Source organism: Rhizobium sp. NFR07, from assembly GCF_900111905.1.
GTDB lineage: Bacteria > Pseudomonadota > Alphaproteobacteria > Rhizobiales > Rhizobiaceae > Neorhizobium.
This window is the reverse complement of the sequence record NZ_FOKM01000006.1, coordinates 54,100-80,150: the sequence shown is the minus strand read 5'-3', so window position 1 is coordinate 80,150 and position 26,051 is coordinate 54,100. Positions and strand designations below refer to the sequence as shown.

Below are 26,051 nucleotides of genomic sequence, written 5' to 3'. Positions count from 1 at the left end.
ATGTACCCGTTACTTTGAAGAGATGCCCCAGATCGCAAACAGGTAGCGCCTGACCGCGAAGATGAAGACAACCGAGGGAAGGATGAGCATGAGGCCACCGGCGAAGCGGTAGTGCATCGGGCTTTCCGACAGCACGGTCAGCAGATAGGCGGTCAGCGTGCGGTGGCGCACGGTGAGAACCGAGGCTGCAAAGACCTCATTCCACGAGATGACGAAGGCGAAGACGGCCGTTGCCACGAGGCCCGGCAGGGCAAGCGGTGCCACGACCTTGAAGAAAGCCTGGATGCGGGTGCAGCCGAAGACCCAGGCAGCCTCTTCCAGTTCGCGCGGAACGCCGAGGAAGATGCCCTGCGTCACCAGCGCGGCGAAGGGCAGGGCAAGAACCGTGTGGATGAGCCCGACGCCGAGGACGGTGTCGTAGAGGCCGAGACGGATATAGGAGACGGTCAGCGGCAGGGCGAGGATGGCGAGCGGGAAGGCGCGGGTCAGCAGCACCAGCAGACGATAGCTGTCCTTGCCGCGGAAATTGTAGCGCGCCAGCGCATAACCCGCCGGTGCGCCGAGCGCGATGGAAAGCGCCACGGTGATGCCGGCCGCACCGAGCGAATTGAGAAAGGATTGCAGCACGCCTTCGGTCTTGAGGAACAGAAGGAAGGGCTGCAGCGAGACATTGGTGGGCAGGAAATTCTTCGGCCATTGGTAGGCGCCACTACGGCCGCCGAGTGCGCCGAGCGCGACCAGATAGATCGGCACGAGAACCCAGGCGCAGAGTGCGACGATGCCGCTCCAGAACAGGAGGCGGCGGGCCGGGACGAAACCCGTATTGCTGACTGTGCTCATGGCAGGCGCTCCGGATCGACCTTGATGGCCTTGAGATAGACAAGGGTGGCGGCGAGCGAGATGACCATGATCAGCACCGCATAGGCGGCGGCGACGCTGTAATTCTGGTTCTGGTTCTGCCAGTTATAGGCTTCGCCGACGAGCACCGGAAAATTGCGTCCTCCCAGCGCATAGACGACCGCGAAGACTTCGAAGGCCAGCACGGTGCGCAGGATCAGCGCCGATTGCAGGGCGGGGCGGATCAGCGGCAGGGTGATGCGGGTGAAGCGCGTCCAGGGGCTCGCGCCGAAGATTTCAGCGGCTTCCTTGAATTCCTTCGGCACCTGGTTGAGGCCTGCCACGATGATGATCATCACGATCGCGGTGCCGCGCCAGATCTCGGCAATGGCGATGCCGATGAAAAGCGCCACGGGCGTCTGGTAGGTCAGCCATGCCGTCTGCCGCTCGATCAGGCCCATGCCGAACAGGATGGAGTTGAGATAGCCGGTATTCTGCAGGATCGACAGCCAGACCATGCCGGCGGCGAGATCCGAAATGCCGAGCGGAATGGTCCATATCCACAAAATGGTCTCGCGGCCGCCGTTCATCTTGGCCACCATCGATCCCATGGTCAGCGCCATGACGATCTGGATCGGCACGACGGCGAGTGTCAGCAGGAACGTGTTCAGCACGGAGCGGCCGAAATTGATGTCGCTCACCATCGTCGTCATGTTGGCGAGCGACGGCGTGCCGTTGTCGGAGACGGCAAGCCAGATCGTCTGCACCAGCGGCACGACGAACAGCAGGCCGAGGAAGACGACGGAGGGAAGGATCAGCGCGTAGGGGATCCATGGGCGGTTTTGGGTCATCGGTTACCCTTTGATCTCTTTGGATTCTGGCGGCGGGCAATTGCGCGTAACGCAAGACCCCTCCCAAACCCTCCCCACGAGGGGGAGGGCTTAACTTGGCCGCCCCCTCCGAAGCCATATTGAGGCGAGCCAGGGCTGCAAGTCTTCTCCCCCCTTGTGGGGGAGATGGCCGGCAGGCCAGAGGGGGAAGCTGGGCGGAGACGTTTAGGAGATCACTCCACCGGGCAGGCGCCATCGCTCTTGGCGTCGGGTGCCCAGCACTGCGCTTTGGTGTCGGCCATCAGCTTGGCCATCGTCTCTCCCTGCGCCTTTAGCACGTCGGCGACCGGCTCGTTCTGCAGCACGATGCGCTGGAAGGCGTCCATATAGACCTTGTTGAACTCGCCGCCCTTGTCGCCAAGACCGACCGGAAGGAGCGAGATCACCGCATCCGGCGCACTCTGGGTGGCGGTGACGGCGCCGGCAAGCAGCGCCACGCCCGGATCGAGATCTTCAGGCAACTGGACATTCAGCGTCGGGAAGAAGCCGACGAGCGATGCCGTCTGCAACTGCACATCCTGGGTGGCGAGATGTTCGATGACGGCGGTCGCACCTTCCCTGTCCGGGGCACCCTTGGGGATGGCGAGGCCGGCGACGACGGGCATGTAGCCGCGGCCCTTCGGACCCGCCGGGGCAGGGAAGACGACATAATTGTCCGGCGAGCCGGAAATCGCATTCTTCAGGCGCGCGACGTGATCCCAGGCGACCATGACCTCACCGGAGGCGAGCGGCTCCTGCATGAAATCGTAGTTCGTTGAATTTGGACTGACGACGCTCCACAATTCCTTCAGCTTCTCCCAGCCGGCTGCGGCGTCGGCATTCTTGAAGGTGCGGACCACGCCGCCGGTGAAGGACGGGTAGAAATAGCCCTGGAAATAGCGCGGCATCAGGCCTTTGGGGCCGGCTGGGAAACCGATCTGCGGCGCGCCGGTCGCCTCCTGCATCTTCTTGCCCCACTCGATCAGCTGATCATAGGTGAGCTTGTTGATGTCGGCACCTTCCGGCAGGTATTGCAGGGCATCCTTGCTGGCGGCCATCACATAGGTCGCCTGCATCCACGGAATATACTGCTGCTCGGTCTTGCCGAGCTTGCCCAGATCGATCAGCGACTGCGGCATGCCTGCGTCGGCCAGCTTTTTGGCGAGATCGTCGAGCGGTTCGAGCGTTCCCTTGTCGGCAAGCGGCGACAGTTCGCCATGCAGCGCACCGACGAGGCTGATCGTGTGCTTGCCGGCCTGGTTTTCGGCCTCCATGCGCACGGCAAACTGCGGCGGCTCCTCCACCACGTAATCGACCGGCTTGTCGAGGCCGCTCAGGAGTTCCTCGCGCACCGCGGTCGCCTCCTCGATCGGGCGCAGCTGGGTGGACAGGAAAATGGTCTGGGACTGAGCCTGGCCGGCAAAGCCGATGGCGCTGGAAGCCAGAATGGCGACGGACAACAGATGCTTCATTGCTTTTCCTCCTTGTTTTCTTCGTGTCGTGACGGTCGTTGCGTCTCTTGGCCGGTCACGCCGCCCGTGGCGGCCGACGATGACTGTCGCGATCGACGAATTCGATCGCGTGCAATTCCTGAAGGGCTTCGGCCGGTTCGCCGGCAATGGCGCGCAGAAGCAGCGAGGCAAAGCTGCGGCCGAGGTTTTCGCCGGTCATGCGCATGGTCGAGAGGGCCGGGCTGGTGAAGGCGCCGATCGGCAGGTCGTCATGCCCGACGACGCTGACGGACTGGCCGCCATCGACCTCTCGCAGGGCTCTCAGGACGCCGATCGCCATTTCGTCGGTTGCACAGACGATCGAAGTCGGGCGATCGGGCCGATGCAGCAGCGAAAGCGCGGCTTCGTAGCCCCCCTGCTCGGTCGGCGCCTGCTCGGCATAGAGATCGACGGGAAGTTCGCATTCCCGCATCGCAGCTTCCCAGCCCTGGCGGCGAACATGGGCGAAGTAATAGTCCTGCGGACCCGCGACATGGGCGATGCGGCGATGGCCAGCGCGGTGAAAGCGCAGCGTGGCGTTATGGAAGCCGGAAAAGCCGTCGCCGTCGATGAACGGGTGCTGGATCGCGGATTCGGTGCGGCCGTTGGTGACGAAGGGAAAACCGCGCGACTGCAGGAATTCGACGCGCTCGTCATCACGCTTGGTGCGGACCAGCAGCATCGCATCCACCCTGCGGCCGTCGACGAAGCGGCGGCACATGTCGAGCTCGCTTTCGCCGTGGGGGACCGGTGCGATGACCAGATTGAGCCCAGCGCTCGCCAGATGTTCGGCGCAGCCGGAAAGCATGTCGAGGAAGTGGGGCGGACCGATATGGCCAGGCTCGCTCGGAAGGGTGACGGCAACAAGCTCCGCACGCTGCTTGCGCAGGCGCCGTGCCGAGGCGTTGGGACGATAACCGGCCTTGTCCGCTGCTTCCTGCACGCGCTGGCGGGTTGACGCCGATACGTCAGCATAGCCATCCAGCGCCCTTGAGACGGTGGTGATCGACAGACCCAATGATTGGGCAAGTTGCTTCAGATTGGCCAAAACGTGTCCTCCCAGACGCATCAAGCCTCATCCAAAACGTTTTGGGAGTCAAGCCAAAACGTTTTGGATGCTTGAATGGGTGTTTGGCATGATTGTTGCCGGAGGCTCGGGGAGTGGCCTAAGAGAGGTGAAAGGAGCGCGTGTGACGCTCAGGTCACGAGGAACTACACCTCCCTACAGCTGTAACGCGTTTGGGGCAGGCCTTCACGAAATGACGCACCGTAATGCCCGAATGGGGATTTAACCTGGGTACGGTCGCCCCCACTCATGCCATCGGGCGAGTCCGGACAGCAAAAGGTGTTCCATGACGAATTCCGATCCTAAAACGATGCTTTCCCATTACAGACAATCGATCGATAATCTCGACGCAGCCCTGATAAACATCCTGGCCGAGCGTTTTCGCTGTACCGAAAGGGTGGGGTTCCTCAAGGCGCGATACGGGCTTGCCCCACGCGACGAGGAGCGCGAGCGCCTTCAACTCGAAAGAGTGCGCGGGATTGCCGCGAATGCCGGTCTGGACGAGGATTTCGCGCAGGATTTTCTGAGCCTGCTTCTCAGGGAAGTGGTCAAGAACCACGCGGCGATCGCCCACGACTACAACGGCGACAAGGCTGCAGCATCATGACGGACCGATGGCGGGCGCCGGCACCGTTTCTGATCGATGCCGGCGTCTTGTTGGCTTGTCACCGAACCCACTGCATGCCGTCGATCTGGATATCTTGACCGGTCATGAAGTTCGGTTCGGCTGTGGCAAGGAAGGTCACGACGCTTGCGACATCCTCAGGCGTGCCGACTCGCTTCATCGAGATGCCGGCGGCAAGATCAGCCTCGCGAGCGCTGATCATCGCGTTCGAAAGCTCCGTCTTGATGACGCCGGGGCAGACGGCGTTGACGACGATCTCCGGGCCGAGTTCCTTCGCCAGCGAGCGCGTCATGCCGATAATGCCGGCCTTGGCGGCAGTATAGGCGAACTTGCTGACGGCGCTGGTGACGCCGCCGGTATGGGCGTTCATCGACGACATGTTGATGATCCGCCCGCCGCCATTGCGGCGCATCACCGGCACAGTCGGCTGGATATAGTTGAAAGCACCCTTGAGGTTGATCGCGATCGTATCGTCGAATTCCTGCTCGGAGATTTCCTCGACACCCTTCGGCATCGAGCGGCCGGCATTATTGAACAGCACGTCGATCCGACCCCACTTGCGATCGACTTCGCCGACGATTTCGGCTGCGCGGGCATGGTCACGTACGTCGGCGATGAATGTCAGCGCCTCACGACCGAGGTCACGGATTTCCGCCGACGTCCTTGAAAGATCGTCCTCGATCAGATCGACAAGCGCTATATCGAAGCCGTGGCGCGCGAGATCGAGCGCGCAGCCGCGGCCGATGCCCCGTCCGCCGCCGGTTACGAGAGCGACCTTATTCACCGGCATTCTCCTTGGCAAAGCGGGCAATGTCGGCATGGGTGCCGAACCAGACGCCGTCGTGGCCCTGGATATGGCGGATCAGCTCTTCCAGAATGAAGATGCGAGAGCGGTAGCCGGTCACATGCGGATGCATGGTCAGGAGAAACAGGCCGCCTTCCTGATAGGCGCGGTCGAATTCCCTCTTGAAGATGTCGAGCACGGCCGGCGGCGGCGTATAGGGGCGGTGGGCGGTGAAGCGGTTCATGTTGAAATAGACCGCATCGTCGCGAATCCATTCCACCGGCAGCTCGACCATCCCTGTTGGCTCGCCATCCTCGACCAGCTCGTAAGGATCGTCGTCGGCCATCAGCGAGGAATCGTAGAGCAGGCCGAGTTCGCGCTCGATCTGAAGCGTCACCTGCGAAAAATCCCAGGACGGGGTGCGCATGCCGACGGCCCGAACACCGGTGATCTTTTCCAGAGTGTCGGCGGCGCGCAGATGTAGTTCGCGCTCCTTCTCGGGCGGAACCTTGGTATTCACCTCGTGGATCCAGCCATGCAGGCCGATCTCGTGGCCCTCGGCGATGACCTGCTTCTGCTCGTCGGGATAGAGAAGGGCTGCGACGGCCGGCACGAAGAAGGTAGCCGGAACATCGGCCTGCTTCAGCGTCTCAAGGATGCGCGGCACGCCTCTGCGGTTGCCGTACTGGCCCCATGAAAGGCGGCCGATGGACTCGCCGCCGTCGCGCAGCTCGTTGGTGTCATGGTCACTGTCGAAGGAGAGTGCGACAGCGCAGCGCGATCCGTCCTTCCAGGCCTTCGGCTTGAGTGACCGGCCGGCGCGAACCTTCCCGACCTTGCCGCGCCAGATCGCTTCGTCCCATTCCCATGGTTCCATGTGTAGTTCCTCCGGTAATGATTTAAGCCGCTTGCGGCAGGACGGGTACGGCTGCGAGCAGCCGCTTGGTGTAATCGTGCTCAGGGTTGTCGTAGATCGCCTGCGCATCCCCTTCCTCGACGATCCTGCCGCGATACATGATTGCCACCCTGTCGCAGAGGTGCCGGACGACCGACAGGTCATGGCTGATGAAGATCAGCGACAGGTCCAGCTCGGAGCGCAGGCGGATCAAGAGGTTGATGATCTGCGCCTGGATCGACACGTCCAGCGAGGCGACCGGCTCGTCGCAGACGACGACATCCGGCTGCATGGCAAGCGCCCGGGCGATGGCGATACGCTGCCGCTGGCCGCCGGAAAACTGGTGCGGAAAGCGGTTGGCGAAAGCCGGATCAAGCCCCACCGCCGCAAGCCATTGGCGCACATAGGCCGGAGCCTCGGCGCGGGTGACGAGCTGATGCGCCAGCGGGCCTTCCGCCAGAATGTCGCCGATGCGCATGCGGCCGTTCAGCGAGGCGAACGGGTCCTGGAAGATGGTTTGGACGCGGGTGGTGATCTTGCGCGGGCTGCGGCCGCTGCTCATCACCGGCTTGTCCGCAAGACGAACGGTGCCCGAGGTCGGCACCGAAATGCCCGCCGCCATGCGGCCGAGCGTCGATTTGCCCGATCCGGATTCTCCGACGAGACCCAGCACCTCGCCGCGCTTCAGGGTGATCGAGACGCCATCGACGGCATTGACCGCCGGCACCGGCTGCGCGATGCCGGACTTGATGGCGAGGTTCTTGATGAACCCGGCCGGCTTTTCGAAGCGTTTCACCGCCTCGTCGATCACCAGATAGGGGCTGCCGAGCGGCGGCAGGTCGCCGACGGATGCCTTTCGCGGCGGTGGAGCCGCGTCGGCGACGCCCGAACCGCGCAGAAGCAACTGTCCGGGCTTGGCGCGCGAGGGCAGGGCGTCGAGCAGCGCCTTTGTGTAATCGTGCTGCGGCCTAGTCAGCACGGCAAGCGCCGGGCCGATCTCGACGATATTGCCGAAGCGCATGACGGCGACACGATCGGCAATCGAGGCGACGGTTGCCAGATCATGGCTGATCCAGATCAGCGCCGTGCCCAGTTCCGCCACCAACTCTTTCATCTCGGAGAGAATTTCCGCCTGGATCGAGACGTCGAGCGCCGTCGTCGGCTCATCGCAGATGATCAGTTTCGGACGATGCAGCAGCGCGATCGCGATTGCCACGCGCTGGCGCATGCCGCCGGAAAACTGGTGCGGGAAAAAATCGACCTTGCGTTCCGGTTCGGTGATGCGCACCTGCGCCAGCGCCTTGATCGCCCGTTCGCGGGCCTCGGCGGCGCCGATCTTCTCGTGTGCCTCCAGCGCCAGCCTGATCTGCGTGCCGATGCTGAGCACCGGGTTGAGCGTCATCATCGGGTCCTGGAAGACCATCGAAATCGTCTTGCCGCGGATCGAGCGCAATTCATGCGGTTTGAGCCCGATCAGTTCGCGCCCTTCGAGCTTGATCGAGCCTTCGACGATGCGGCCGGGTTCGTCGATCAGACCGATGATGGAGAAGCCGGTGATTGACTTGCCGGAGCCGGATTCACCGACAAGGCCCAGCACTTCGCCCGGCGCCAGCGAGAAGGAGACGCCGTCGACGGCCTTCACCTCGCTGCGGCCGCTCGGGAACCAGGTGCGCAGGTTCGAGACTTCGAGGAGGGGCGTTTTCGTATCTGCAGTCATCGGCGAAGCCTCGGGTTCAGCTGGTCGCGGATCTGGTCGCCGACGAGATTGAGCGAAACGATGAAGAGGATCAGCGCGACGCCGGGATAGATCGAGATCCAGTAACGGCCGGACAGCAGATACTGAAAACCGTTTGCGATCAGCATGCCGAGCGACGGCTCCGTCGGCGGCAGGCCGACGCCGAGGAAGGAGAGGGTGGCTTCGAGCGAGATCGCGCTCGCCACCTGCACTGTCGCGACGACGATCAGCGGCGGCAGCGAATTGGGCAGGATATGCCTCAGCACCACCCGCCACGGCGAAAGCGGAATGGAGAGCGCCGCCTCGACATAATCCTTCTGCCGTTCGGCCGACGCCGCGCCATGGGCCGTGCGGGCGAAATAGGCATATTGGGCGAAGATCAGCGCCAGGATCAGCTGGTAGCGCCCTTGGCCCAGTATCGCGGCGATGACGAAGGCAAGCAGGATGGCCGGGAAGGAGAGCTGCAGGTCGACGATGCGCATGACGAGGCTCTCGAACCGTCCGCCGATATAGGCAGCGGCGCAGCCGACCACGGCACCGATGACGAAGGCAACGCCGCCGGCAATCACGCCCATCTGCAGCGAGATGCGCAGTCCATAGATGATGGCCGACAGGAGGTCGCGCCCCTGGCTGTCCGTGCCGAGCCAGTGGGTATAACCGCCGGTGCCGACATAGCCGGGCGGCCGGCGCGCGTCGCGCAGCACGAGATGGGCGAGGTCGTAAGGATCCTGTGGGGTCAGGAGCGGCGCGAGCAGCGCGATGACGACGATCAACAGCACGACGATCGCTGCAACGGCAGCCACCTTGTTGCGGCGGAATTCCTCGAGGAAGCGGGAAAACGGCGTATCGCGCATCAGGCTCTTCCCTTCCGCAGGCGCGGGTCGAGCAGCGCATAGGTGAGGTCGACCACGAGGTTGATGACGATGAAGAGAAGTGCCACGAGCATGAGATAGGCGACCATGACCGGCCGATCGAGCGAGGTGATGCTGTCGATGATCAGCTTGCCGAGCCCGGGCCAGGAGAAGATCGTCTCGGTAACGACGGCAAAGGCGAGCGTCGAGCCGAGCTCCAGGCCGAAGACCGTGACGAGCGGGATGGAGATCAGCCGCAGCACATGGCGGCTGAGGATGGTGAACTCCGAAATCCCGGCGGCGCGGGCGAATTTCACCGTGTCGCTCAGCATCAGTTCGCGGGTGCCGGCGCGCGCCAGCCGGATCATCAGCGAGAACTTGAAGAGCGCCAGGTTGAGCGCCGGCAGGATCATGTGCGACAGGCCGTCAAACGTCAGAAAGCTGAAATCGACGCCGAACACGCTTACCGTGTCGCCCCGTCCGCCGGCCGGCATGCAGCCGCATTGCACGGCAAAGACCATGATCAGCATCAGGCCGAACCAGAAGGTCGGCACGGAAAAGCCGAGGATGGAGAGCGCCATGACGGCGCGGGAGACCGGGCTGTTCGGCTTGTATCCGGCATACATGCCGATCGGGATGCCAACGAGCGCCGCAAAGAAGACGGCGGCCAGCGTCAGTTCCAGCGTCGCCGGCAGGCGCGACATGATCAGTTCGCTGACCGGCATGTTATAGACGAAGGAGCGGCCGAAATCGCCTTCCAGCACGCGGCCGAGGAAACTCAGATATTGGTGCCAGAGCGGCTGGTCGAGCCCGTACTGGGCGATCACCGCGGCACGGATATCCTGCGTCGCGTCCGGCGAGATCAGTACGTCGATCGGATTGCCGACGGCATAGACACCGCAGAAAACCAGCGCCGACATGGCGATCACCACGATCGCGGCCTGCCACAGGCGTTGCAAAAGATAGCCTACCATTCGTTCCCCATGCTCCCGTCTTCTGCGGGTTTGAGATGCCGCGTTTACCCGCGACGGTTAGTGCCAGTTGTTCTCCAGAAGGTCTCTCGTCTCCTTCACGGCAACGTCCCAGATAGCCAGCATGTCCTCGTCGGGCCGCTGGTAGAGGCCATGGTAATTGCCGTCGCCGAGAAGCCCGCGCTTGCGCCCGGCATCGACGCGCGCGAGCGCTGCGAAATCAATGCACGGCTTGGAGGTCGTCGGCTGGCGCGGATCGCCGGTGCGCGTCCAGGGGAAATTCTCCATCCAGGAGGCATGCGAGGCGGCCGGATCAATCTCCTGAACCTTCGCCATCGTCTTCGGCGCCCGCCACCAGTCGTGGAATTTCACCGACGTGTCGGGATGGGCGTTCAGCCATTCGGAAATGACCGTCATGGCCGGGATGTTGCCTCCATGGCCGTTGACGACGAGGATCCGACGGAAGCCGGAGCGATGGATGCCGTCGAGCAGATCGCGGATGACGCGGACATAGGTGGCAAGCGACAGGGTGAGAGTGCCGGGAAAGGCGGCAAAGGAAGATGCAAGTCCGTAAGGCACGGCCGGGAAGACCGGAATGCCGAGCGGTTCGGCTGCATCGGCGGCAACCTTCTCAGCAAGGATCATGTCCGTCGCGAGGCTGAGATAGGCGTGTTGTTCAACACTGCCGATCGGGAGGATACAGCGATCGTCGGAGGCCGCGCGCTCCTCGACCTGCATCCAGTTCATATCCGCGATCTTCACCGGCGCGCTCTCCATTCTCCGTCTTCGGCAAAGCGCGCAAAGAAATTGCATGCATTGACGAAAACGCACAAAAATTATGCTCTGACGACGGCTGTCTTCGCCAAATGCAAAGTTCCATACGGGACTAAAAAAAAGAAATTGACAGCCAATTGCGGTAGCGTCAAGTTCCATACGGGACTAATTTAAAGTTGGGGCGCGGGGACTATCGTGCGGGTTACGTCGGGACAGGCGTTGGATAATCTGCTGCAGGAAGGTGGCAAGCTTGCCGCCGGCAGCCATGGCGTCGACGATCTCGTGGCGGTCAAGCTGTGGCATAATCCCTGCTGGCTTTCCTTCCGCATCAACTTCCTGGCGCTGCAGTTCAACGAGCCGATCTACCGCCGCATTGAGCGCGAGCACGGCGTGCCGAGGCCGGAATTCGTCGTGCTCTATTCGCTTCGTCTGGCGGACGGCCTCACCGCCAGCGCGATCTGCAACTCGTCGGGCTTTCCGAAGAACACGATCAGCCGCGCAATCCAGAAGCTCGTCGACAAGAAGATCATCCGCCGCGAGGTCGATCAGGCGGATTTGAGAAGTTTCGTCCTCTACATCACGGACGAAGGCAGGCGCATCGTTGATCAGGCCATGCAGCCGATGGTCGAGCGCGAAAGCATGATGGTATCCGGCCTGACCCCTGCCGAAAAGCTGATGCTTTCGGAACTGCTGGCAAAGGTCGTCGTGGATTCCCCCAATTGGCCTCAAATAACAAATACAGAGGAGAACGAAGAATGACGATCTTGACAACGATCTCAGGGACATTGCGTACGGTTGCGCTTTCGACCGCGCTGCTCGGCAGCGTATCGGGTGCGGCACTCGCCGCCGATCTTACCATCGGCGTGCGCGCCGGCCCGCTTTCCATCGACCCCGATTTCACAGCCGCCGGCACTCATGCCGAGGCAATGAAGCACATCTTCGATTCCCTTGTTAAGTCCGGTAACAACCTGGAACTCGAACCGGGCCTGGCGACGAGCTGGACCGCGATCGACGACACGACCTGGGAATTCAAGCTGCGCGAGGGCGTGAAATTCCATGATGGTTCCGATTTCACCGCCGAAGACGTGAAGTTCTCCATCGAGCGAATTCCGAAGGTCGCCGGCCCCAATCCGACGACGATCTATGTCCGCCGCGTGAAAAGCACCGAGATCGTCGACGCCCATACGATCCGGGTAAAGACCGACGGCCCGGCGCCGACCCTGCCGAACGACTTCATCCGTCTCTTCATCGTCTCGCATGTCGCTGCGAAGGATTATTCCGACAGCCCGGAAAAGGCATCGGAAGGTTTCAATTCCGGTAAGGCTGCGATCGGCACTGGTCCCTACAAGTTCGTCTCGTGGACGCCGAAGGAACAGCTGGTTCTGCAGAGCTTCGATGGCTATTGGGGCGGCAAGGAACCTTGGGACAAGGTCATCCGCAAGGAAATCCCCAACGACGCCGCCCGCGTGGCGCAGCTGAAGGCCGGCCAGGTCGACCTGATTGCCCGCATCCCGGCATCCGACGTGCCGACGCTGGAAACCGACAGCAAGCTGACCATCGTGCGTCAGGACAGCGTCTATCTGTTCAACATGGCCTTCGACTTCCGTGAAAAGCCGCCGCAGGTGACGGCCAAGGACGGTTCGCCGCTGCCGAAGAACCCCTTCCTCGACCCGCGCGTCCGTGAAGCCTTCGATCTCGCGATCGACCGCGAAACGATCACCGAGATCGCCATGGAAGGCATGGGCACGGTCCAGTCGCAGCTCGTGACGCCGAATATTTTCGGCTACAATCCGGATGTGAAGGCGCCGGCATGGGATGTCGAGAAAGCCAAGGCGCTGCTGGCAGAGGCCGGTTATCCGGACGGGTTCAAGGTCGTGTTCTCCTTCACCAACGACCGCCTACCGGGCGACAAGGATGCCGGCACGACGATTGCCCAGATGCTGACCGCGATCGGCATCCAGGTGGAAGCCAATTCACAGCCGGGCGCCGTCTACTTCCCCGCCAACACGCGCGGCGATTATTCGCTGACATTGTCCGGCTGGGGCACGCTGACCGGCGAGGCGAACTACACGCTTTCGTCGCTGGTCCATTCCAACGACCCGGCCAAGAAACTCGGCGCCTTCAACATCCGCAATTACGTCAATCCGGAAATGGACAAGCTGATCGAGGCCGCCGGCGTCGAGATGGACGCCAAGAAGCGCGAGAAATTCCTGATGGATGCCAATGCGCTGGTCGCTTCCGACCGCCCGAACCTTGCGATCGCCTCGATCGTCTCGGCCTGGGGCATGAAGAAGACGATCACGATCGTGCCCCGTTCGGACGAAGACACGCTGGCGATGAATATCCGCCCGGCGAACTGATTTTCCCAGCCGTAAGGCAACTTGGGCCGGGCACAGTGCCCGGCCTTTTTTATAAGCCCCGGCTATTACAAGCATGGAGAGACTACCAATGGGCAAGATAGCACTCGCGATCCACGGAGGCTGCGGTGTCATGGCCAAGCTCGACCTGAGCGAGACCGACTGGGCCGAGGCGCGGCGTGACCTCGGGCTGTCGCTGAAGGCAGGCTGGGCGGTGCTCAGCGCCGGCGGCACGGCGCTGGACGCGGTTGAAGCCGCGGTCGTGGTGATGGAAGACAGCCCGCATTTCAATGCCGGCTATGGCGCAGCACTCAATACCGATGGAAAACACGAGCTGGACGCCTCGATCATGGATGGCCGCAATCTGGAAGCGGGCGGCGTGACGCTGGTGCGCCGCATCCGTAACCCGATCAAGGCCGCCCGAAAGATCATGGAAGCGGGCGATGCTATCCTGCTCGGCGGCGACGCGGCTGACGCATTCGCCGCAGCCTCCGGCCTCGACATGGTCGAGCCCGACTACTTTACCACCGAGCGCCGGGTCAACGCGCTGGCGGCTATGAAAGCCCATGCGGCGGCCGGCACGGCGGCGAAGGCGAGCGAATCGGAAAAGCACGGCACGGTCGGCGCGGTGGCCCTCGATGCCGAAGGCCATCTGGCAGCCGCAACCTCCACCGGCGGCTACAACAACAAGCCGGCCGGGCGGATCGGCGACACCCCGATCGTCGGTGCCGGCACCTATGCTCGCGACGGCGTCTGCGCCGTTTCGGGCACCGGAAAGGGCGAATATTTCATGCGCTACGCCGTCGGCCATGAAGTGGCGAGCCGGGTGGATTATCTCGGCGAGAGCCTCGAGCAGGCATCCGGAAAGCTGATCATGGAAGACCTGAAGAGCCACGATATCGGTGCCGGTCTGGTCGCTGTCGGCGCCGACGGATCGATTGCCGCTCCTTACAACACCGATGGCATGTTCCGAGGCTGGGTGACCTCCGAGGGGAAGTTCTTCGTCGCCACCCATGATGAGGTATTCGCGCTGCCTGCGTGAGGATCCGGCACATTCGGTGATTTCCGACGGCCATAGTGCCGCCGGTATCGGACCTGCGAGCGGCGGTGGTTCATCGATCGCTCGCAGGTCCCGGCCCGGTCAGGCGTCACCAAGCGCCGTGTTCCGGCGCCGAACCTGTTATGCGCGGTTGTAGACGGCGCTGTAGACGAGCCTCAGTCCCAGAGCGCCGAGAAGGCCGGCGGCGGCGCGATCGATCCATCGCTTCGCGCTCAAGTAGATGGACTGGGGCTTCGACGACGAGAAGATCAGCGCGACGATGACGTACCAGCTTGTCTCGACGAGGAAGATGCCGACGGGCAGCGCGATGAACAGGCTCGGCGGTATGCTGGGCGGCAGAACTGCGGCAAAGACGCTGGCATAGACCACGATCGCCTTCGGATTGCTCAACTGGGTGAGAACGGCAACCCCGAAGCTGCGGCCGACGGTACTCTGCTCTGCCGCGCCCGTTGCCGTGATCGGATGGGAGGCGCCAAGCCACATCTGGGTGGCGATATAGATGAGATAGGCGCCGCCGAAGACCTTGAGCGCGACGTAGAACCAGATGAACTGGGTGATCAGAGCGGTGACGCCGGCAAGCGCAAGCGTGGCGAATATCGTGCCGCCGAGGCCGATACCTATCGCGGCGGCAAGGCCATCCATGCGCGAACGCGAGATCGATATGCGCGAGACCATCACGAAGCTTGGACCGGGGCTCATCGCACCTACCATGATGGTCCCGAGAATTGTGATCAGTATGGCGGTGGGTGACAGCATGGTTGGCTCCTTGATTTCCCCGCCGGCCACCGCTTCGCGGAGTGATCGTGACAAGAGGCGGGCCGCCGGATGGCGGTGGAGCTATCCACGCCTGCGTCGTGTTGCTTGGCAATAAGCGGAAAACGAAATTGTATTTCAGATGAAATGGCCGGGTTGATCGGTCGCCATAGTCTCACGCAGCAGCCAAGCCTTGCTCTGATGGTTACCTTTGTGCCGGCCCTTCGCCCGTCAGCTTCGCAGGAACCTGAGCATGGATTCGTTGAACGGTGCCGGAGTGACGACGTTGACGGCGTGGGCACCGAACTCGAAGAGCGCGAGTTCCGCGCCGGGCAGCTTTTCGGCAAGATGCAGCGAGCGGCTATAGGGCACGAGCAGGTCATCCTTCGTTGCAATCACCAGCGCCGGGACCGCGACTTCGCCAAGCCGCGCTTCGATATCGAATGCCCTGAGCGCTGTTATCCTGCGCAGGATATTCTCGCGGCCCTGGAAATGGCGAAGGCCGTGCTGTTCCTCTTCCGCCAGGCGGGCGGCGTTTTCCGCCATCCAGATTGCCGGATAGAGAAAAAGCGGCTGCGCCCTGATGAAGGCTTCGACGCCGGTGTTTTCGAGCAGTGCGATCCGCGTGTCGAAGCAGCGGCCGGAATGCGGGTCGGCCTTGCTCCAGGCGTTGATGAGAATGAGCTTCTCGATCATGTCTGGTCGGCGCAGGGCGATGTCGAGCCCGATCAGGCCGCCGAGCGCGTGGCCCATGAAGCTGAAATGCTCGAGGCCTAATGTATCCGCGATCTCCAGCACATCGTCCGCCATGGCCGAGATGCCGCCGTCTTCCGGCACCTCGCCGCCGCTGCGGCCGCAGCCGCGATGATCGTAGGTGACGATGCGAAAGTCGGAGGCCAAAGCCTCGATCTGCGGCGCCCAATAGGCTCCCGATCCACCGAGCCCGGAGGACAGGATGATCGTCGGAGCCGCAGGATCCGTCAGGCCTCGAACTTCATAGTGCATGGCGTGCCTTCGATTGGGGGATGTCAGGGGAGGTGAATACCCCCTCGCTCCATCTGCAGATAGGGGCGATCACTTGCCGATATGGGCGACGGTGGCGATCTCCACCAGCGCATCCGGCTTCACGAGGCCGCACTGGATGCAGTAGCGCGCCGGCTTGTCGCCCGGGAAATACTCGGCATAGACCGCATTGACGGCCTGGTAATTCGCCCAGTCGGTGATGAAGATATGGTTCATCGTGACGTCTTCCATCGTGCCGCTGGCGGTCTCGATGACGGACTTGATGACCTCCAGCACATGGCGCGTCTGGGCACCGGCATCGCCGACATGGACGACGTCGTTGTTCTTGTCGAAGGGCAGGGTGCCCGAGACATAGACGACACCATCGGCCAATGTGCCCGGCGAATAAGGGGCGATCGGCTTCTGGGTTCCTTCCGGCACGATGATCGACTTCGGCATTCTTCGTTCTCCTCTATGATTATGCCTGGCTGGCGTCTGCGGGTGCTGCCTGCGAAATGACGGCGCAGAAATCGTTGACGGTGGCCACCCAGCCGAAGAATTTCTCGACATTGTAGACGGTCGCCTGCTGGATGAAGTCGGGGCCCAGGTGATGAGTGGCGTCTTCCAGCATCACGCCGAAATATTCGAGGTGGAAGGCATCGCGCAGCGAGCTCTCGACGCAGACATTGGTGGCGATGCCGACGAAGACGAGGTTGCGGATGCCGCGCGCTCTGAGCACGCTGTCCATGTTGGTGTTGAAGAAGCCGGAATAGCGGGTCTTCGGCACCAGGATGTCACCTAGCTGCGGCTGCAGCTCGTCGACGATCGCATAATCCCAGGTACCCTTGGCAAGAAGCTTGCCCTGCATCTCCGAATTGGCGCGCATGTGCTTGAGTGCATTGGATTTATGCCAGTTCGGCGAGCCCGGGCCGCCGGCTTCGACATAATCCTTGTCCCAGCCGTTCTGGAAATAGATGACCTGCACGCCGTTTGCGCGGGCCGCATCAAGTGTCTTCCTGATATTGTCGATCGTGCCCTTGGCGCCGGAAATGTCGAAGCCGGCGAGATCGACATAGCCGCCTTCGGTCGAATAGGCATTCTGCATGTCGACGACGACGACCGCCGTTTCCGACGGCTTGATCGAGATCGGCTCGGGTCTGGCGGGGAGTGTCACGCTGTCGAGACGGCTTTCGGGAGCCCTGTATCCTGCAACCGTAACCATTATTCCGCAGCCTCCAGAGCCGGCGTCACATGCTGGCGGCATTGCATCAGCGGCTGCACGAATTTCCCGAATTTTTCCACGCCCTCGACGAAATCGTCGAAGGTCAGCATCACGCCGCCGGTGCCGGGGACTTCGCTCATCTCGTCGAGCATGGCGGCGACTTCCGCATAGGAGCCGATCAGCGTGCCCATGTTGATGTTGACCGGCGAGACAGCGCTCGACATGTGGCGGACATTGGTATCGGAGCCGGACTTGGTGTCGGCAGCACTCTGCAACCCGAGCCAGCCGATCGCCTCGTCGTCAGCGCCGGCCTTGTAATGCTCCCACTTCGCCCAGGCTTCCTCGGATGTCTCCTCGGCGATGATCATCGTCAGCACGAAGGAGCGGACGTCGCGGCCGGTCTTTTCGTTTGCCGCGAGCAGCCGGTCATTGGTCGGCGCGAAGGCCTTCGGCGTGTTGATGCCCACGCCGAAGCAGAAGCTGTAATCGGCAAATTGCGAGGAAAACGCCATGCCGGCATTCGACGAGCCGGCGCAGATCAGCTTGACGCCGCCTTCCGGGACCGGCTTCATCCGGCAATCGTCCATCTGGAAATACTGGCCCTTGAGGTCGGACTGGCCGGTGGTCAGCAGATCCTTGAGCACGGTCGTGTATTCGGTCAGATAGGCATAGCGGTCGGCGAAATAGTCGTCGCCGGGCCACAGGCCCATCTGGCTGTATTCCGGGCGCTGCCAGCCGGTGACGAGATTGACGCCGAAGCGGCCGCCGGAAATGCTGTCGATCGTGGTGGCCATTCGGGCGACGATCGCCGGCGGCATGACGAGCGTGGCGGCGGTGCCGAAGAGCTTGATCTTGGAGGTGACGGCGGCAAGCCCCGCCATCAGGGTGAAGGATTCCAGATTGTAGTCCCAGAACTCGGTCTTGCCGCCGAAGCCGCGCAGCTTGATCATCGAGAGCGCGAAGTCGAAACCGTATTTCTCGGCCCTGATCGTCACTTCCTTGTTGAGCTCGAAGGACGGCTTGTATTGCGGGGAATTCTCCGACAGCAGCCACCCGTTGTTTCCGATGGGAATGAATACACCAACTTCCATGTCGACTCCTTCACCCTATGGCCGCGAGCGATGCGCCGCGGACTTGCGTTTTGATAAGCAGGAACCGTGCCAGGTGAAGTTTTGACGGGATTTCAGCAGGATAGGTGATCCGCTGGATTTCGGGAACGAGAGAGGGGTGAGAATTTTGACCATTTGATAAATATTTGCCTGATCCTTGTGCAGTGCTTGGGCGGGGTTATCTATGGCGATCCTTGGGCTCGCCGCGCTTGAGCTGCAGACAGAGTCCGCCCTTGGCGATCCTTGGCATTTTCGAAGTCGGCCGGGGCGCTGAAAGCTGCCTCGTAAAAGTTAGTTTAAAGTGACACCTCTCAGCGCCCCGTTCGGCAGTTTTTATCCGTGAACTCCGGTTGCTCTGCGGCGAGCGGGACAGTGGGCACGGGGGCGTGTCTCATTTGCGAGTGTCATGCACGCCCTTTTACGGAACCCGGCCCGGGCCATGACAACCTTGGGCCACGTCATCCACCTGCGCCACGGTTTCCGAATGTCCGAAGACATCCGCGAACGCCCCATGGCGCCATCCCGCCACCCTGTATGCCTCACAGGCACGCCCGACGCGCCATAAGGGAAGTGATGCGGGACGTCGGTCCGACTTTCATCCCGCGCCTCCCGGTCGTCGGAGGGCAACCATTTTCTCACGGACCCCGATGAAGGAGACTTACGTCGTTTCTCCATCCACCAGTGCCGGCCCCGCCTCGCCGGAACGCCTTCCGGTGTATCCGCGACGGGACGGGGGGATTGTAGGCAAAGGTTTTTGGGGCGGGGATGAAGTTTGTTGTAAGGGATTGATTTTGTTGAAATGGGGTGCGGGAACATCCCCAAGGATGGAAACGGTATCTGTTTTATCTTGGAGACTTGGAAACTCTGTAGGCGATATCATCAAGCACGCTTGGCCCATCATCTTTATATCGCGCGATCTCATCATCGAGGAGTTTTATCTTCACCTCGTACATTCCCAGATCGCCACAAAGTATCGATAGAACGAGCCCTGACTGATGATCCTCAAACAACTGCCAAGCCACACGCGTACCTTCGTCGATTTTTTTTCATGCGATCTTCTTAAAGCCCAGTTCAGACCATAAGGCGGGCGCGATAAGACGATGGAAGCGCCGAGGCCACGCCGAACGTCACTCTGCCGCAAAAATCCGCCCAGGGTTGAGAATGCCCGCCGGATCCAGCATCCGCTTGAAACCTTTCATCAGAGCGATCTCTTCCGGCTTGCGGCTGCGTGACAGATAGGGGCGCTTCAACACTCCGATGCCGTGTTCGGCGGAGACGCTGCCGTGGAAGCGGCCGACGGCTTCGTAGAGCGCCTCAGCGGCGGGGTAGAGGTCTTCTCCGGTTTTCGACGGAAAGAGCGAGAGGTGCAGATTGCTGTCGGCCATGTGGCCATAGGCGATGAAGATGCGGCCGGGGGCGTGAGCTTCGGTCTCGCGGCGCATATGGTCGATTGCCTCGTCCATTTTTGCGGTCGGCAGGCTGACATCGAGATGGATGGCGCCCGGCATGACACTGTCGAATTCGTAATTCGCCTCGCGATAATCCCAGAAACGCTGCCTGTCCTGCAGCGACTGGGCGATCAGCGCATCCGAGATGAGGCCGCGTTCCAGCAGACCGGCCAGGGCTTCGGCAAATTGATCCTGCGCTGCTTCATCATCGCCCAGCGCCGCTTCGATCAGCAGCGTGATCTCGGCGCGCTCGGCAAAGGGTTCCCGCGTCTTGCCCATGCTGGCGGTGACATCCATATATTCCCGCCACATGCCTTCAAAGGTGACCAGCCTGCCGGGAAATAGGCGGTCGAGTTCTCCGAGCGCCACGACGGCATCATCGGCGCTCGCGGCGGCGCAGAGCGCGCTCTGATAGGCCGGAAGGGCGGGTGACAGGGCGAGCGAGACGCGGGTGATGACGCCGAGCGTGCCTTCGCTGCCGATCATCAGCTGCGGCCAGTCATAGCCGGTATTGTTCTTCATCAGCTTGTTCAGCCCGTCGAGCACCGTTCCGTCGGCAAGCACGACTTCGAGGCCGAGAACGTTGCGGCGGGTGACGCCGTAGCGCAGCGCCTGGACACCGCCGGCATTGGTGGCGACATTGCCGCCGATCGTGCATGTGCCGCGGGCGCCGAGATCGACACCGTAATGCAGGCCGGCTTCCTTCGCCGCCTCCTGCACCTTGTAGAGCGGCGTGCCGGCGCAGGCGATCATCGTGCGGCCCGCGACATCGATTTCTTCTATGCCCTGCAGGCGCTCCAGCGACACGGCGATCTCGCCCGCCTGCGGATGGGCGCCGCCGGCAAGGCCGGTCATGCCGCCCTGGACGACGATTTTCTGGCCGGCGCGCGAGCAGAGCGACAGGACGGCGGAGACTTCCGCCGTCGAGGCGGGAAGGACGAGCGCTGCGGGACGGACAGGCGACATTTCGGCCATGTCGGCCCAGTTGCGGTGAGGTATGGCGTCGCCTTCACGGACAAAATTCTCGCCGACTGCTTCCTTCAACGCTGCGATCAAATCCATGCCATTCCCCGGTTCGCGCCATGCCGATCTTGCTATCGGCTTTGTGCGCCATGCTGTTGCAGCAGACAATCCGCTGCGATGATGAGATTCGCAATGGGTTGTGACAATTGCCGGATGGCGACTGTCGCCACTGTCCCCGCCCTGGTTATGATGGCGGCCGCGATTCCCTAGCAGACGAGCCGATGCGATACGATCTTTCCGACCTGCCATTGCGAAGCCTCATGGCCCCGATTGCCCGGGCGACGGCGGCTGTGGCACGGCTGGATGAACGCATTTCGCGCTCGCCCGTGGGTGTGGGATGGCGAGAGCGGTCGCATTTTCTCGATGCCGCGGCTTCGCTCTGGATCGACGGCGAACTCGTCCACCTTGAGGACCTGGTTCTTCATGATGCCGCGATGGGCATCCGCGCGCCCACCCATGAGCTCACCATTGCCCATGATGTGCTGCGCAGTCGCCGCCGAATTCTTGATCATGAGCCCGGTTGGGCTGTCAGCGACGACGGCTTGCGGCGCCTGCGCGGCCGGGCGGGCGATGCGGAGCCGGCATCGGACGCCGGACGCCGCGAGACGGCGCAGGCCGAGGCCGATCTGGATGATGCCGATCCCGAAGAGGACCCGCTGGCCGATTATCTCGCCGAAATCGATGCCGCGCTTGCCAGAAGCGAAGCTGCCATTTCCCAGGCGTTGAAGCCCACCGCCATGGTGCCGGAGCACCGCCGCGAGCGCGACCCGCTGGTCTACGAACCGGATTGGGACGAGGACGAACGGCTGGAGGAATGGCGACACGTTCTTGGCGAGAGCATCGGCTTGCCTGCCGTGCTTCGGGCCGCGCTGGCGCTCGACGCCTGGAACAGTCTGCAGGTTCTCCAGCACGCGCCGTGGATGGGCCGTCTGCTTGCCGTATCGCTGTTGCGCGCGGACGGGCTGGCTGGCGGTCATCTGACCACGCTCAGCCTCGGGCTCAAGATGATCCCGCGAGAAAGGCGCGCGAGCCGGAACCGCGATACCCGTCTTGTGGCGCTGATCGAGGCGATCGCCGAGGCAGGCGAGATCGGCCTCAAGGAACATGACCGGCTGGCGCTGGCGCGTCAGCAGCTGAACCACAGGCTTGTCGGGCGGCGCCAGTCTTCGAAGCTGCCGCAGCTGATCGACCTTGTCCTGTCGAGGCCGATGGTGTCTTCCGGCATGATCGCCGAAGCCCTTTCGGTCACCCCTCAGGGGGCACTGAAGATCGCCTCGGAACTCAACCTTCGGGAATTGACGGGCCGCGGCCGGTTCCGGGCCTGGGGAATTGTCTGACCCGCCCGGCTCGTGTCATCCTGCTGTCGCAGATGCAGAGTTATCAGATGGTTGCAGCCGCCTTTGCGCATGGCCGAAATTGTTGCCGTTGAAATATACAATAAGCCTTGAATTCCTTTGCCTAGCTTCGTTTGCGATCGATGCGGAACGTCTTCCGCATCTTCACCGCATAACGGAGCCGCAGCATGAGCAGTGAGCATCACCTCGAGCTTTCCCGCCGGCAGACCCTGCTTGCGGGCGCTACCCTGTCACTCGCGATGACCAGCCCGGTCTTCGCGCAGACCTCATCATCGCACGCAGAAAAAGGGATCGATCCTATGACCGAGGCATTCGTCAAGACCAAGGACGGCGTCAACATCTTCTACAAGGACTGGGGCAAAGGCCAGCCGGTCGTTTTCCATCATGGTTGGCCGCTGTCCGCCGACGACTGGGACACGCAGATGCTGTTCTTCGTGCAGAAGGGCTATCGCGTCATCGCCCATGACCGCCGCGGCCACGGTCGTTCGTCACAGGTCAGCGAAGGCCATGACATCGCTCACTACGCCGCCGATGCCGCGGCGCTGACGGAACATCTCGACCTGCGTGACGCCATCCATATCGGTCACTCCACCGGCGGCGGCGAGGCTTGCGCCTATGTCGCCCGGCACGGCAAGGGCCGCGTTGCCAAGCTGGTGCTGATGAGCGCCATTCCGCCGCTGATGCTCAAGACCGAGAGCAACCCGGGCGGCCTGCCGATCGAGGTTTTTGATGGCCTGCGCGCCCAGCTCGCCGCCAATCGCGCGCAGTTCTATCTCGACCTGCCGACTGGCCCCTTCTACGGCTTCAACCGCCCGAATGCGAAGGTCTATCCGGGCTCGATCCAGAATTGGTGGCGGCAGGGCATGATCGGCAGCGCCAAGGCCCATTACGATGGCATCAAGGCGTTTTCCGAGACTGACCTGACGGAGGACCTGAAGAAGATCGACGTGCCGACGCTGGTCATGCACGGCTCCGACGACCAGATCGTGCCGATCGACGATTCCGCCCGTCTCTCAGTCAAGCTTCTCAAGCACGGTACGCTGAAGGTTTATGACGGCTTCCCGCACGGCATGCTGACGACCCATGCGGGTGTCATCAACGCCGACCTGCTGGAATTCGCCCTGAGTTGAGAGTGAGACAGGCGGGGCAGGCACCGTTCTCGCGGCGGTGCCTGCCCCGTGCTCCCTTCCTCAATGGGCAGCGAGGAAGTCGTTGGTAAAGTACGGGGCAAAATCCGGTTTCTCGCGGAGTGTTGCGCCGCTCGCGTCCTTCAGGATGCCGGCATCGAAGAGATAGGCGCCTATCGCCTCCATCTTCGCCGGATCGAAACTGCCGATCGTGCCGTCGGCACCCTTCAGATAGTGACCGTCGATCAGGGCCTGCATCGAAGCCCGCACCAGTGCGCGGTCGGTGAGCGCGTCGCTGTTTGCGCCGATCAGGATATCGGTCGCGGCATCCGGCTGGGCATTGGCGAAATCGTAGCCGCGTCGCGTCGCCGACAGGAAGGCGGATGCGGCTTTCGGATCGGCGGCGAGGAACCTGCTGCTCGATCCGATCAGCGTCGTATATTCGTCCGGCACGCCGTAATCCCCGTAGCGGAATGTCCGCTGCTTGGCGCCATCGAGCTCGGCCTTGACGCCTTCCCAGGTGCGGACTTCGACGGTGAAATCGACGGCGCCGTTTGCGAGCGCCTGATAGGCCGAGGTGCCGAGCGTCACCGTTTCGAACTTGCCCTTGCCGCCATCATGCCGGATCATCGACCTGAGCAGCGCGCTTTCCCATTCCGACCCGAAGCCGCCATAGGTCTTGCCGTCGAGATCCTTCGGGCTCTGGATATCCTCGCGGTCGCCGTTGAAGACGACGCGTCCCGTTTCGGTCTGGACGATGGCATAGGTGGCGACGAGATCGGCGCCGACCGCGCGCTGGGTGAAGAGGTCGATCGTGCCGAAGATGCCGAAATTGGCGACGCCGCTGGCGACGAGCGTCGATGCGGAACTGTCGGTATAGGGCAGGATGTCGACGTCGAGGCCGGCTTGCTTGTAGAAACCTTTCTCGCGGGCGACGAAGAGGCCGATATGGTTGGTATTCGGCGTCCAGTCGAGGGCGACGGACACTTTTGTGGCGGCATGCGCTCTGCCGGAAATCGCAGGCATGGCGAGGGTGGCGAGACCGGCAAGCGTGGCGCGGCGGGTCAGGTGAAATGGCGGTATCGTCTGGTTCATTGGGTAGATCCTCCCTGAAGGTGCGGGCGTTGCTGATCATCGTCCTGAGGTGAAAAGAGCGCGTCGAGGATCGTGCCCTCGATGGCGGATGCCCTGGCGCGGCTGGCGGCATCGCGCAGGCGCGGGCGGGGCAGGGGCACGTCGATGACTTTGGCGACTGTGGCAGGGCGCGGCGACAGCACATAGATGCGGTCCGACAGCATGACGGCCTCGCGCACATCATGGGTGACGAGGATCACCGTCCAGCGATGCTTCAGCCACATCGCTTCCAGCCAGAGCTGCATGCGGTTGCGGGTCAGCGCGTCGAGCGCGCCGAAGGGTTCGTCGAGGAGCAGGATCGACCGGCCCTGGACGACGGTGCGCAGCAGCGCGACGCGCTGGCGCATGCCGCCGGAGAGGGCTGCCGGATAATGCTGCTCGAAACCGGCAAGGCCGAATTCCTCGAAGAGCGGTTCGACCTGCCGTCGCGCCTGCTTGCGCGACAGGCCCTGTACCTCGAGGCCAAGCGTGGCGTTGTCGACGATCCGCCGCCACGGCATTAATGCGTCGCGTTGCGGCATATAGGCGAAATGCCGGGGGCCGGCGTCGAGCATGTCGCCATCGAAAAGGATTCGCCCACGCTCTGCATGAGCTGCGCCCGTCAACAGCTTGAAGATCGTCGATTTTCCGGCACCGGAGGGTCCGACGATCGAGATGAATTGCGAGCGTCCGATGGTGAGCGACAGGTCGTCGAGAACCGGCAGGCCGTCATAGCTGAAGGAGACTCGGTCGAGTTGCAGCAGCGACGATTTCATCGGCGTGCTCCCTTCGTTTCGATGATCCAGGGAGCGAGGATGCGCTGCAGGAGGAGCGTTGCGCCGAACAGCAGGAGCGTCAGCACCGAGCTGACCATGACGGCGGCAAGCACGAGATCGGCGCGAAAATTGTTCTTGGCGTTGAGGATGTAGATGCCGAGCCCTTTCGCCGAGCCTGCGTATTCCGCGAAGATCGCGCCGACCACGGCATAGGTGATGGCAATCCGGAGACCGGCGAAGAAATAGGGTAGGGAGGAGGGAAGCCGCGCCAGCAGGAAGCGTCGCCAGCGGGAGGCGCCCATCGAGCCGAGCAGGTCTTCAAGCTCCTTTTCCGTCGCCGCATAACCTTCGACGAGCGCGACCAGCATGGGGAAGAAGGTGACGAGCGCGACGAGCAGGATTTTCGGCATCAGCCCGAAGCCGAACCAGAGAACGACGAGCGGCGCGATCGCCACCATGGGAAGGGTCTGGCTGATGATGAAGATCGGAAACAGCGCCTGCCGCAGGATGTGGGAGAAATCGACCGCGACCGACAGCACGAACGCGGCGGCGAGCGACAGGGCGAAGCCGGCAAGCGTCGCGCGCAATGTCGGCAGCAGATTGTCCCACAGCCCCTGCCGGTTCGCCCATGCCTGAGCGAAGACGTGAGAGGGGGCGGGCAGGGTCGTCGGGGATATGCCGGAGAGGTCGCAATAGGCTTCCCACGCGAGGAAGAGGCAGGCGACGGCAATCAGCGCGGGCAAGACGCGGATGAGGAAGGCACGAGACGGCGTGTTTCGCCGATAGGAGGCGCGTGATGGCATCGAATT

Annotated in this window: 25 protein-coding genes; 6 read left to right on the top strand and 19 right to left on the bottom strand. The window is 62.5% G+C overall.

What is annotated here, in order from left to right:
• Window positions 1-9 precede the first annotated feature (9 nt).
• From BM216_RS14180 to BM216_RS14165, 4 genes are all read right to left on the bottom strand, one after another.
• Entirely contained in the window at window positions 10-840 is an 831-nt protein-coding gene (locus BM216_RS14180; protein WP_092999846.1) for a carbohydrate ABC transporter permease, read from the bottom strand.
• Window positions 837-1,688 (bottom strand): carbohydrate ABC transporter permease, encoded by an 852-nt coding sequence (locus BM216_RS14175; protein ID WP_092999845.1) that lies wholly within the window; start codon window positions 1,686-1,688, stop codon window positions 837-839. Before BM216_RS14175 ends, BM216_RS14180 begins: the two co-directional genes overlap by 4 nt.
• A 212-nt stretch (window positions 1,689-1,900) precedes the next feature.
• Window positions 1,901-3,178, bottom strand: a complete 1,278-nt coding sequence (locus tag BM216_RS14170; protein ID WP_092999844.1) for an ABC transporter substrate-binding protein — start codon at window positions 3,176-3,178, stop codon at window positions 1,901-1,903.
• A 55-nt stretch (window positions 3,179-3,233) separates the two neighbouring features.
• Window positions 3,234-4,244, bottom strand: coding sequence for a LacI family DNA-binding transcriptional regulator (locus BM216_RS14165; RefSeq protein ID WP_092999843.1), 1,011 nt, complete (start codon window positions 4,242-4,244; stop codon window positions 3,234-3,236).
• 304 nt (window positions 4,245-4,548) lie between these two features.
• Here BM216_RS14165 and BM216_RS14160 point away from each other — a divergent pair, with 304 nt between their 5' ends.
• On the top strand, window positions 4,549-4,869 hold the full coding sequence (locus BM216_RS14160) for a chorismate mutase (RefSeq protein WP_092999842.1): 321 nt from the start codon (window positions 4,549-4,551) through the stop codon (window positions 4,867-4,869).
• A gap of 58 nt (window positions 4,870-4,927) precedes the next feature.
• Here the strand turns inward: BM216_RS14160 and BM216_RS14155 are convergent, their stop codons facing one another.
• From BM216_RS14155 to BM216_RS14130, 6 genes are read right to left on the bottom strand one after another with little or no spacing between them, the layout of a single operon-like run.
• Window positions 4,928-5,671 (bottom strand): SDR family NAD(P)-dependent oxidoreductase, encoded by a 744-nt coding sequence (locus BM216_RS14155; protein ID WP_244530177.1) that lies wholly within the window; start codon window positions 5,669-5,671, stop codon window positions 4,928-4,930.
• Window positions 5,664-6,548, bottom strand: coding sequence for a polysaccharide deacetylase family protein (locus tag BM216_RS14150; protein WP_092999841.1), 885 nt, complete (start codon window positions 6,546-6,548; stop codon window positions 5,664-5,666). Before BM216_RS14150 ends, BM216_RS14155 begins: the two co-directional genes overlap by 8 nt.
• A 22-nt stretch (window positions 6,549-6,570) precedes the next feature.
• Window positions 6,571-8,283, bottom strand: a complete 1,713-nt coding sequence (locus BM216_RS14145) for a dipeptide ABC transporter ATP-binding protein (RefSeq protein WP_092999840.1) — start codon at window positions 8,281-8,283, stop codon at window positions 6,571-6,573.
• A complete protein-coding gene (locus BM216_RS14140; protein ID WP_092999839.1) occupies window positions 8,280-9,155 on the bottom strand; it encodes an ABC transporter permease in 876 nt (291 codons plus the stop codon). Before BM216_RS14140 ends, BM216_RS14145 begins: the two co-directional genes overlap by 4 nt.
• Window positions 9,155-10,126: an ABC transporter permease gene (locus BM216_RS14135; protein ID WP_092999838.1), complete on the bottom strand. Its 972-nt coding sequence runs from the start codon at window positions 10,124-10,126 to the stop codon at window positions 9,155-9,157. The genes BM216_RS14140 and BM216_RS14135 overlap by 1 nt, the downstream gene beginning before the upstream one ends.
• Before the next feature lie 57 nt (window positions 10,127-10,183).
• A complete protein-coding gene (locus BM216_RS14130) occupies window positions 10,184-10,885 on the bottom strand; it encodes a creatininase family protein (protein WP_093000093.1) in 702 nt (233 codons plus the stop codon).
• Between the two features lie 231 nt (window positions 10,886-11,116).
• Between BM216_RS14130 and BM216_RS14125 the strand changes: the two genes are divergently transcribed.
• The 3 genes from BM216_RS14125 to BM216_RS14115 all read left to right on the top strand — a co-directional run bounded on the left by BM216_RS14125 (window position 11,117) and on the right by BM216_RS14115 (window position 14,296).
• Window positions 11,117-11,656: a MarR family winged helix-turn-helix transcriptional regulator gene (locus BM216_RS14125; protein ID WP_092999837.1), complete on the top strand. Its 540-nt coding sequence runs from the start codon at window positions 11,117-11,119 to the stop codon at window positions 11,654-11,656.
• The gene (locus BM216_RS14120; RefSeq protein ID WP_092999836.1) at window positions 11,653-13,257 is read left to right on the top strand and encodes an ABC transporter substrate-binding protein; all 1,605 of its coding nucleotides are present in this window, start codon (window positions 11,653-11,655) and stop codon (window positions 13,255-13,257) included. Before BM216_RS14125 ends, BM216_RS14120 begins: the two co-directional genes overlap by 4 nt.
• 88 nt (window positions 13,258-13,345) lie before the next feature.
• Entirely contained in the window at window positions 13,346-14,296 is a 951-nt protein-coding gene (locus BM216_RS14115) for an isoaspartyl peptidase/L-asparaginase family protein (RefSeq protein WP_092999835.1), read from the top strand.
• Window positions 14,297-14,434: 138 nt separating this feature from the next.
• Here BM216_RS14115 and BM216_RS14110 read toward each other — a convergent pair whose 3' ends face one another.
• The 6 genes from BM216_RS14110 to BM216_RS14085 all read right to left on the bottom strand — a co-directional run bounded on the left by BM216_RS14110 (window position 14,435) and on the right by BM216_RS14085 (window position 20,910).
• On the bottom strand, window positions 14,435-15,067 hold the full coding sequence (locus BM216_RS14110) for a LysE family translocator (protein ID WP_093000092.1): 633 nt from the start codon (window positions 15,065-15,067) through the stop codon (window positions 14,435-14,437).
• A 231-nt stretch (window positions 15,068-15,298) separates the two neighbouring features.
• A complete protein-coding gene (gene rutD / locus BM216_RS14105; protein WP_092999834.1) occupies window positions 15,299-16,072 on the bottom strand; it encodes a pyrimidine utilization protein D in 774 nt (257 codons plus the stop codon).
• A gap of 69 nt (window positions 16,073-16,141) precedes the next feature.
• On the bottom strand, window positions 16,142-16,528 hold the full coding sequence (gene rutC, locus BM216_RS14100; protein ID WP_092999833.1) for a pyrimidine utilization protein C: 387 nt from the start codon (window positions 16,526-16,528) through the stop codon (window positions 16,142-16,144).
• A 19-nt stretch (window positions 16,529-16,547) separates the two neighbouring features.
• On the bottom strand, window positions 16,548-17,291 hold the full coding sequence (rutB, locus tag BM216_RS14095) for a pyrimidine utilization protein B (RefSeq protein WP_092999832.1): 744 nt from the start codon (window positions 17,289-17,291) through the stop codon (window positions 16,548-16,550).
• Window positions 17,291-18,382, bottom strand: coding sequence for a pyrimidine utilization protein A (gene rutA, locus BM216_RS14090; protein WP_092999831.1), 1,092 nt, complete (start codon window positions 18,380-18,382; stop codon window positions 17,291-17,293). The genes rutB and rutA overlap by 1 nt, the downstream gene beginning before the upstream one ends.
• 1,145 nt (window positions 18,383-19,527) lie before the next feature.
• Complete coding sequence (locus BM216_RS14085; protein ID WP_177230790.1) at window positions 19,528-20,910, bottom strand: FAD-binding oxidoreductase; 1,383 nt, start codon at window positions 20,908-20,910, stop codon at window positions 19,528-19,530.
• Between the two features lie 182 nt (window positions 20,911-21,092).
• Between BM216_RS14085 and BM216_RS14080 the strand changes: the two genes are divergently transcribed.
• Both BM216_RS14080 and BM216_RS14075 read left to right on the top strand, forming a co-directional pair.
• Window positions 21,093-22,208: an RHE_PE00001 family protein gene (locus BM216_RS14080; RefSeq protein WP_093000091.1), complete on the top strand. Its 1,116-nt coding sequence runs from the start codon at window positions 21,093-21,095 to the stop codon at window positions 22,206-22,208.
• Between the two features lie 317 nt (window positions 22,209-22,525).
• Window positions 22,526-23,356: an alpha/beta fold hydrolase gene (locus tag BM216_RS14075; RefSeq protein ID WP_093000090.1), complete on the top strand. Its 831-nt coding sequence runs from the start codon at window positions 22,526-22,528 to the stop codon at window positions 23,354-23,356.
• Window positions 23,357-23,416: 60 nt separating this feature from the next.
• Here BM216_RS14075 and BM216_RS14070 read toward each other — a convergent pair whose 3' ends face one another.
• From BM216_RS14070 to BM216_RS14060, 3 genes are read right to left on the bottom strand one after another with little or no spacing between them, the layout of a single operon-like run.
• On the bottom strand, window positions 23,417-24,448 hold the full coding sequence (locus BM216_RS14070; protein ID WP_092999829.1) for an ABC transporter substrate-binding protein: 1,032 nt from the start codon (window positions 24,446-24,448) through the stop codon (window positions 23,417-23,419).
• Entirely contained in the window at window positions 24,445-25,242 is a 798-nt protein-coding gene (locus BM216_RS14065) for an ABC transporter ATP-binding protein (protein WP_092999828.1), read from the bottom strand. The genes BM216_RS14070 and BM216_RS14065 overlap by 4 nt, the downstream gene beginning before the upstream one ends.
• Complete coding sequence (locus tag BM216_RS14060; protein WP_092999827.1) at window positions 25,239-26,045, bottom strand: ABC transporter permease; 807 nt, start codon at window positions 26,043-26,045, stop codon at window positions 25,239-25,241. The genes BM216_RS14065 and BM216_RS14060 overlap by 4 nt, the downstream gene beginning before the upstream one ends.
• Between the last annotated feature and the right edge of the window lie 6 nt (window positions 26,046-26,051).

Bases quoted from the DNA above. Each gene is read 5' to 3' on its own strand.
- BM216_RS14180 (WP_092999846.1), bottom strand. From the start codon at position 840: ATGAGCACAGTCAGCAATACGGGTTTCGTCCCGGCCCGCCGCCTCCTG.
- BM216_RS14140 (WP_092999839.1), bottom strand. From the start codon at position 9,155: ATGCGCGATACGCCGTTTTCCCGCTTCCTCGAGGAATTCCGCCGCAAC.
- BM216_RS14115 (WP_092999835.1), top strand. From the start codon at position 13,346: ATGGGCAAGATAGCACTCGCGATCCACGGAGGCTGCGGTGTCATGGCC.
- BM216_RS14120 (WP_092999836.1), top strand. From the start codon at position 11,653: ATGACGATCTTGACAACGATCTCAGGGACATTGCGTACGGTTGCGCTT.
- BM216_RS14145 (WP_092999840.1), bottom strand. From the start codon at position 8,283: ATGACTGCAGATACGAAAACGCCCCTCCTCGAAGTCTCGAACCTGCGC.
- BM216_RS14150 (WP_092999841.1), bottom strand. From the start codon at position 6,548: ATGGAACCATGGGAATGGGACGAAGCGATCTGGCGCGGCAAGGTCGGG.
- BM216_RS14075 (WP_093000090.1), top strand. From the start codon at position 22,526: ATGACCGAGGCATTCGTCAAGACCAAGGACGGCGTCAACATCTTCTAC.
- BM216_RS14070 (WP_092999829.1), bottom strand. From the start codon at position 24,448: ATGAACCAGACGATACCGCCATTTCACCTGACCCGCCGCGCCACGCTT.
- rutC (WP_092999833.1), bottom strand. From the start codon at position 16,528: ATGCCGAAGTCGATCATCGTGCCGGAAGGAACCCAGAAGCCGATCGCC.
- BM216_RS14080 (WP_093000091.1), top strand. From the start codon at position 21,093: ATGCGATACGATCTTTCCGACCTGCCATTGCGAAGCCTCATGGCCCCG.
- rutB (WP_092999832.1), bottom strand. From the start codon at position 17,291: ATGGTTACGGTTGCAGGATACAGGGCTCCCGAAAGCCGTCTCGACAGC.
- BM216_RS14170 (WP_092999844.1), bottom strand. From the start codon at position 3,178: ATGAAGCATCTGTTGTCCGTCGCCATTCTGGCTTCCAGCGCCATCGGC.
- rutD (WP_092999834.1), bottom strand. From the start codon at position 16,072: ATGCACTATGAAGTTCGAGGCCTGACGGATCCTGCGGCTCCGACGATC.
- BM216_RS14085 (WP_177230790.1), bottom strand. From the start codon at position 20,910: ATGGATTTGATCGCAGCGTTGAAGGAAGCAGTCGGCGAGAATTTTGTC.
- BM216_RS14135 (WP_092999838.1), bottom strand. From the start codon at position 10,126: ATGGTAGGCTATCTTTTGCAACGCCTGTGGCAGGCCGCGATCGTGGTG.
- BM216_RS14065 (WP_092999828.1), bottom strand. From the start codon at position 25,242: ATGAAATCGTCGCTGCTGCAACTCGACCGAGTCTCCTTCAGCTATGAC.
- BM216_RS14175 (WP_092999845.1), bottom strand. From the start codon at position 1,688: ATGACCCAAAACCGCCCATGGATCCCCTACGCGCTGATCCTTCCCTCC.
- BM216_RS14160 (WP_092999842.1), top strand. From the start codon at position 4,549: ATGACGAATTCCGATCCTAAAACGATGCTTTCCCATTACAGACAATCG.
- BM216_RS14060 (WP_092999827.1), bottom strand. From the start codon at position 26,045: ATGCCATCACGCGCCTCCTATCGGCGAAACACGCCGTCTCGTGCCTTC.
- rutA (WP_092999831.1), bottom strand. From the start codon at position 18,382: ATGGAAGTTGGTGTATTCATTCCCATCGGAAACAACGGGTGGCTGCTG.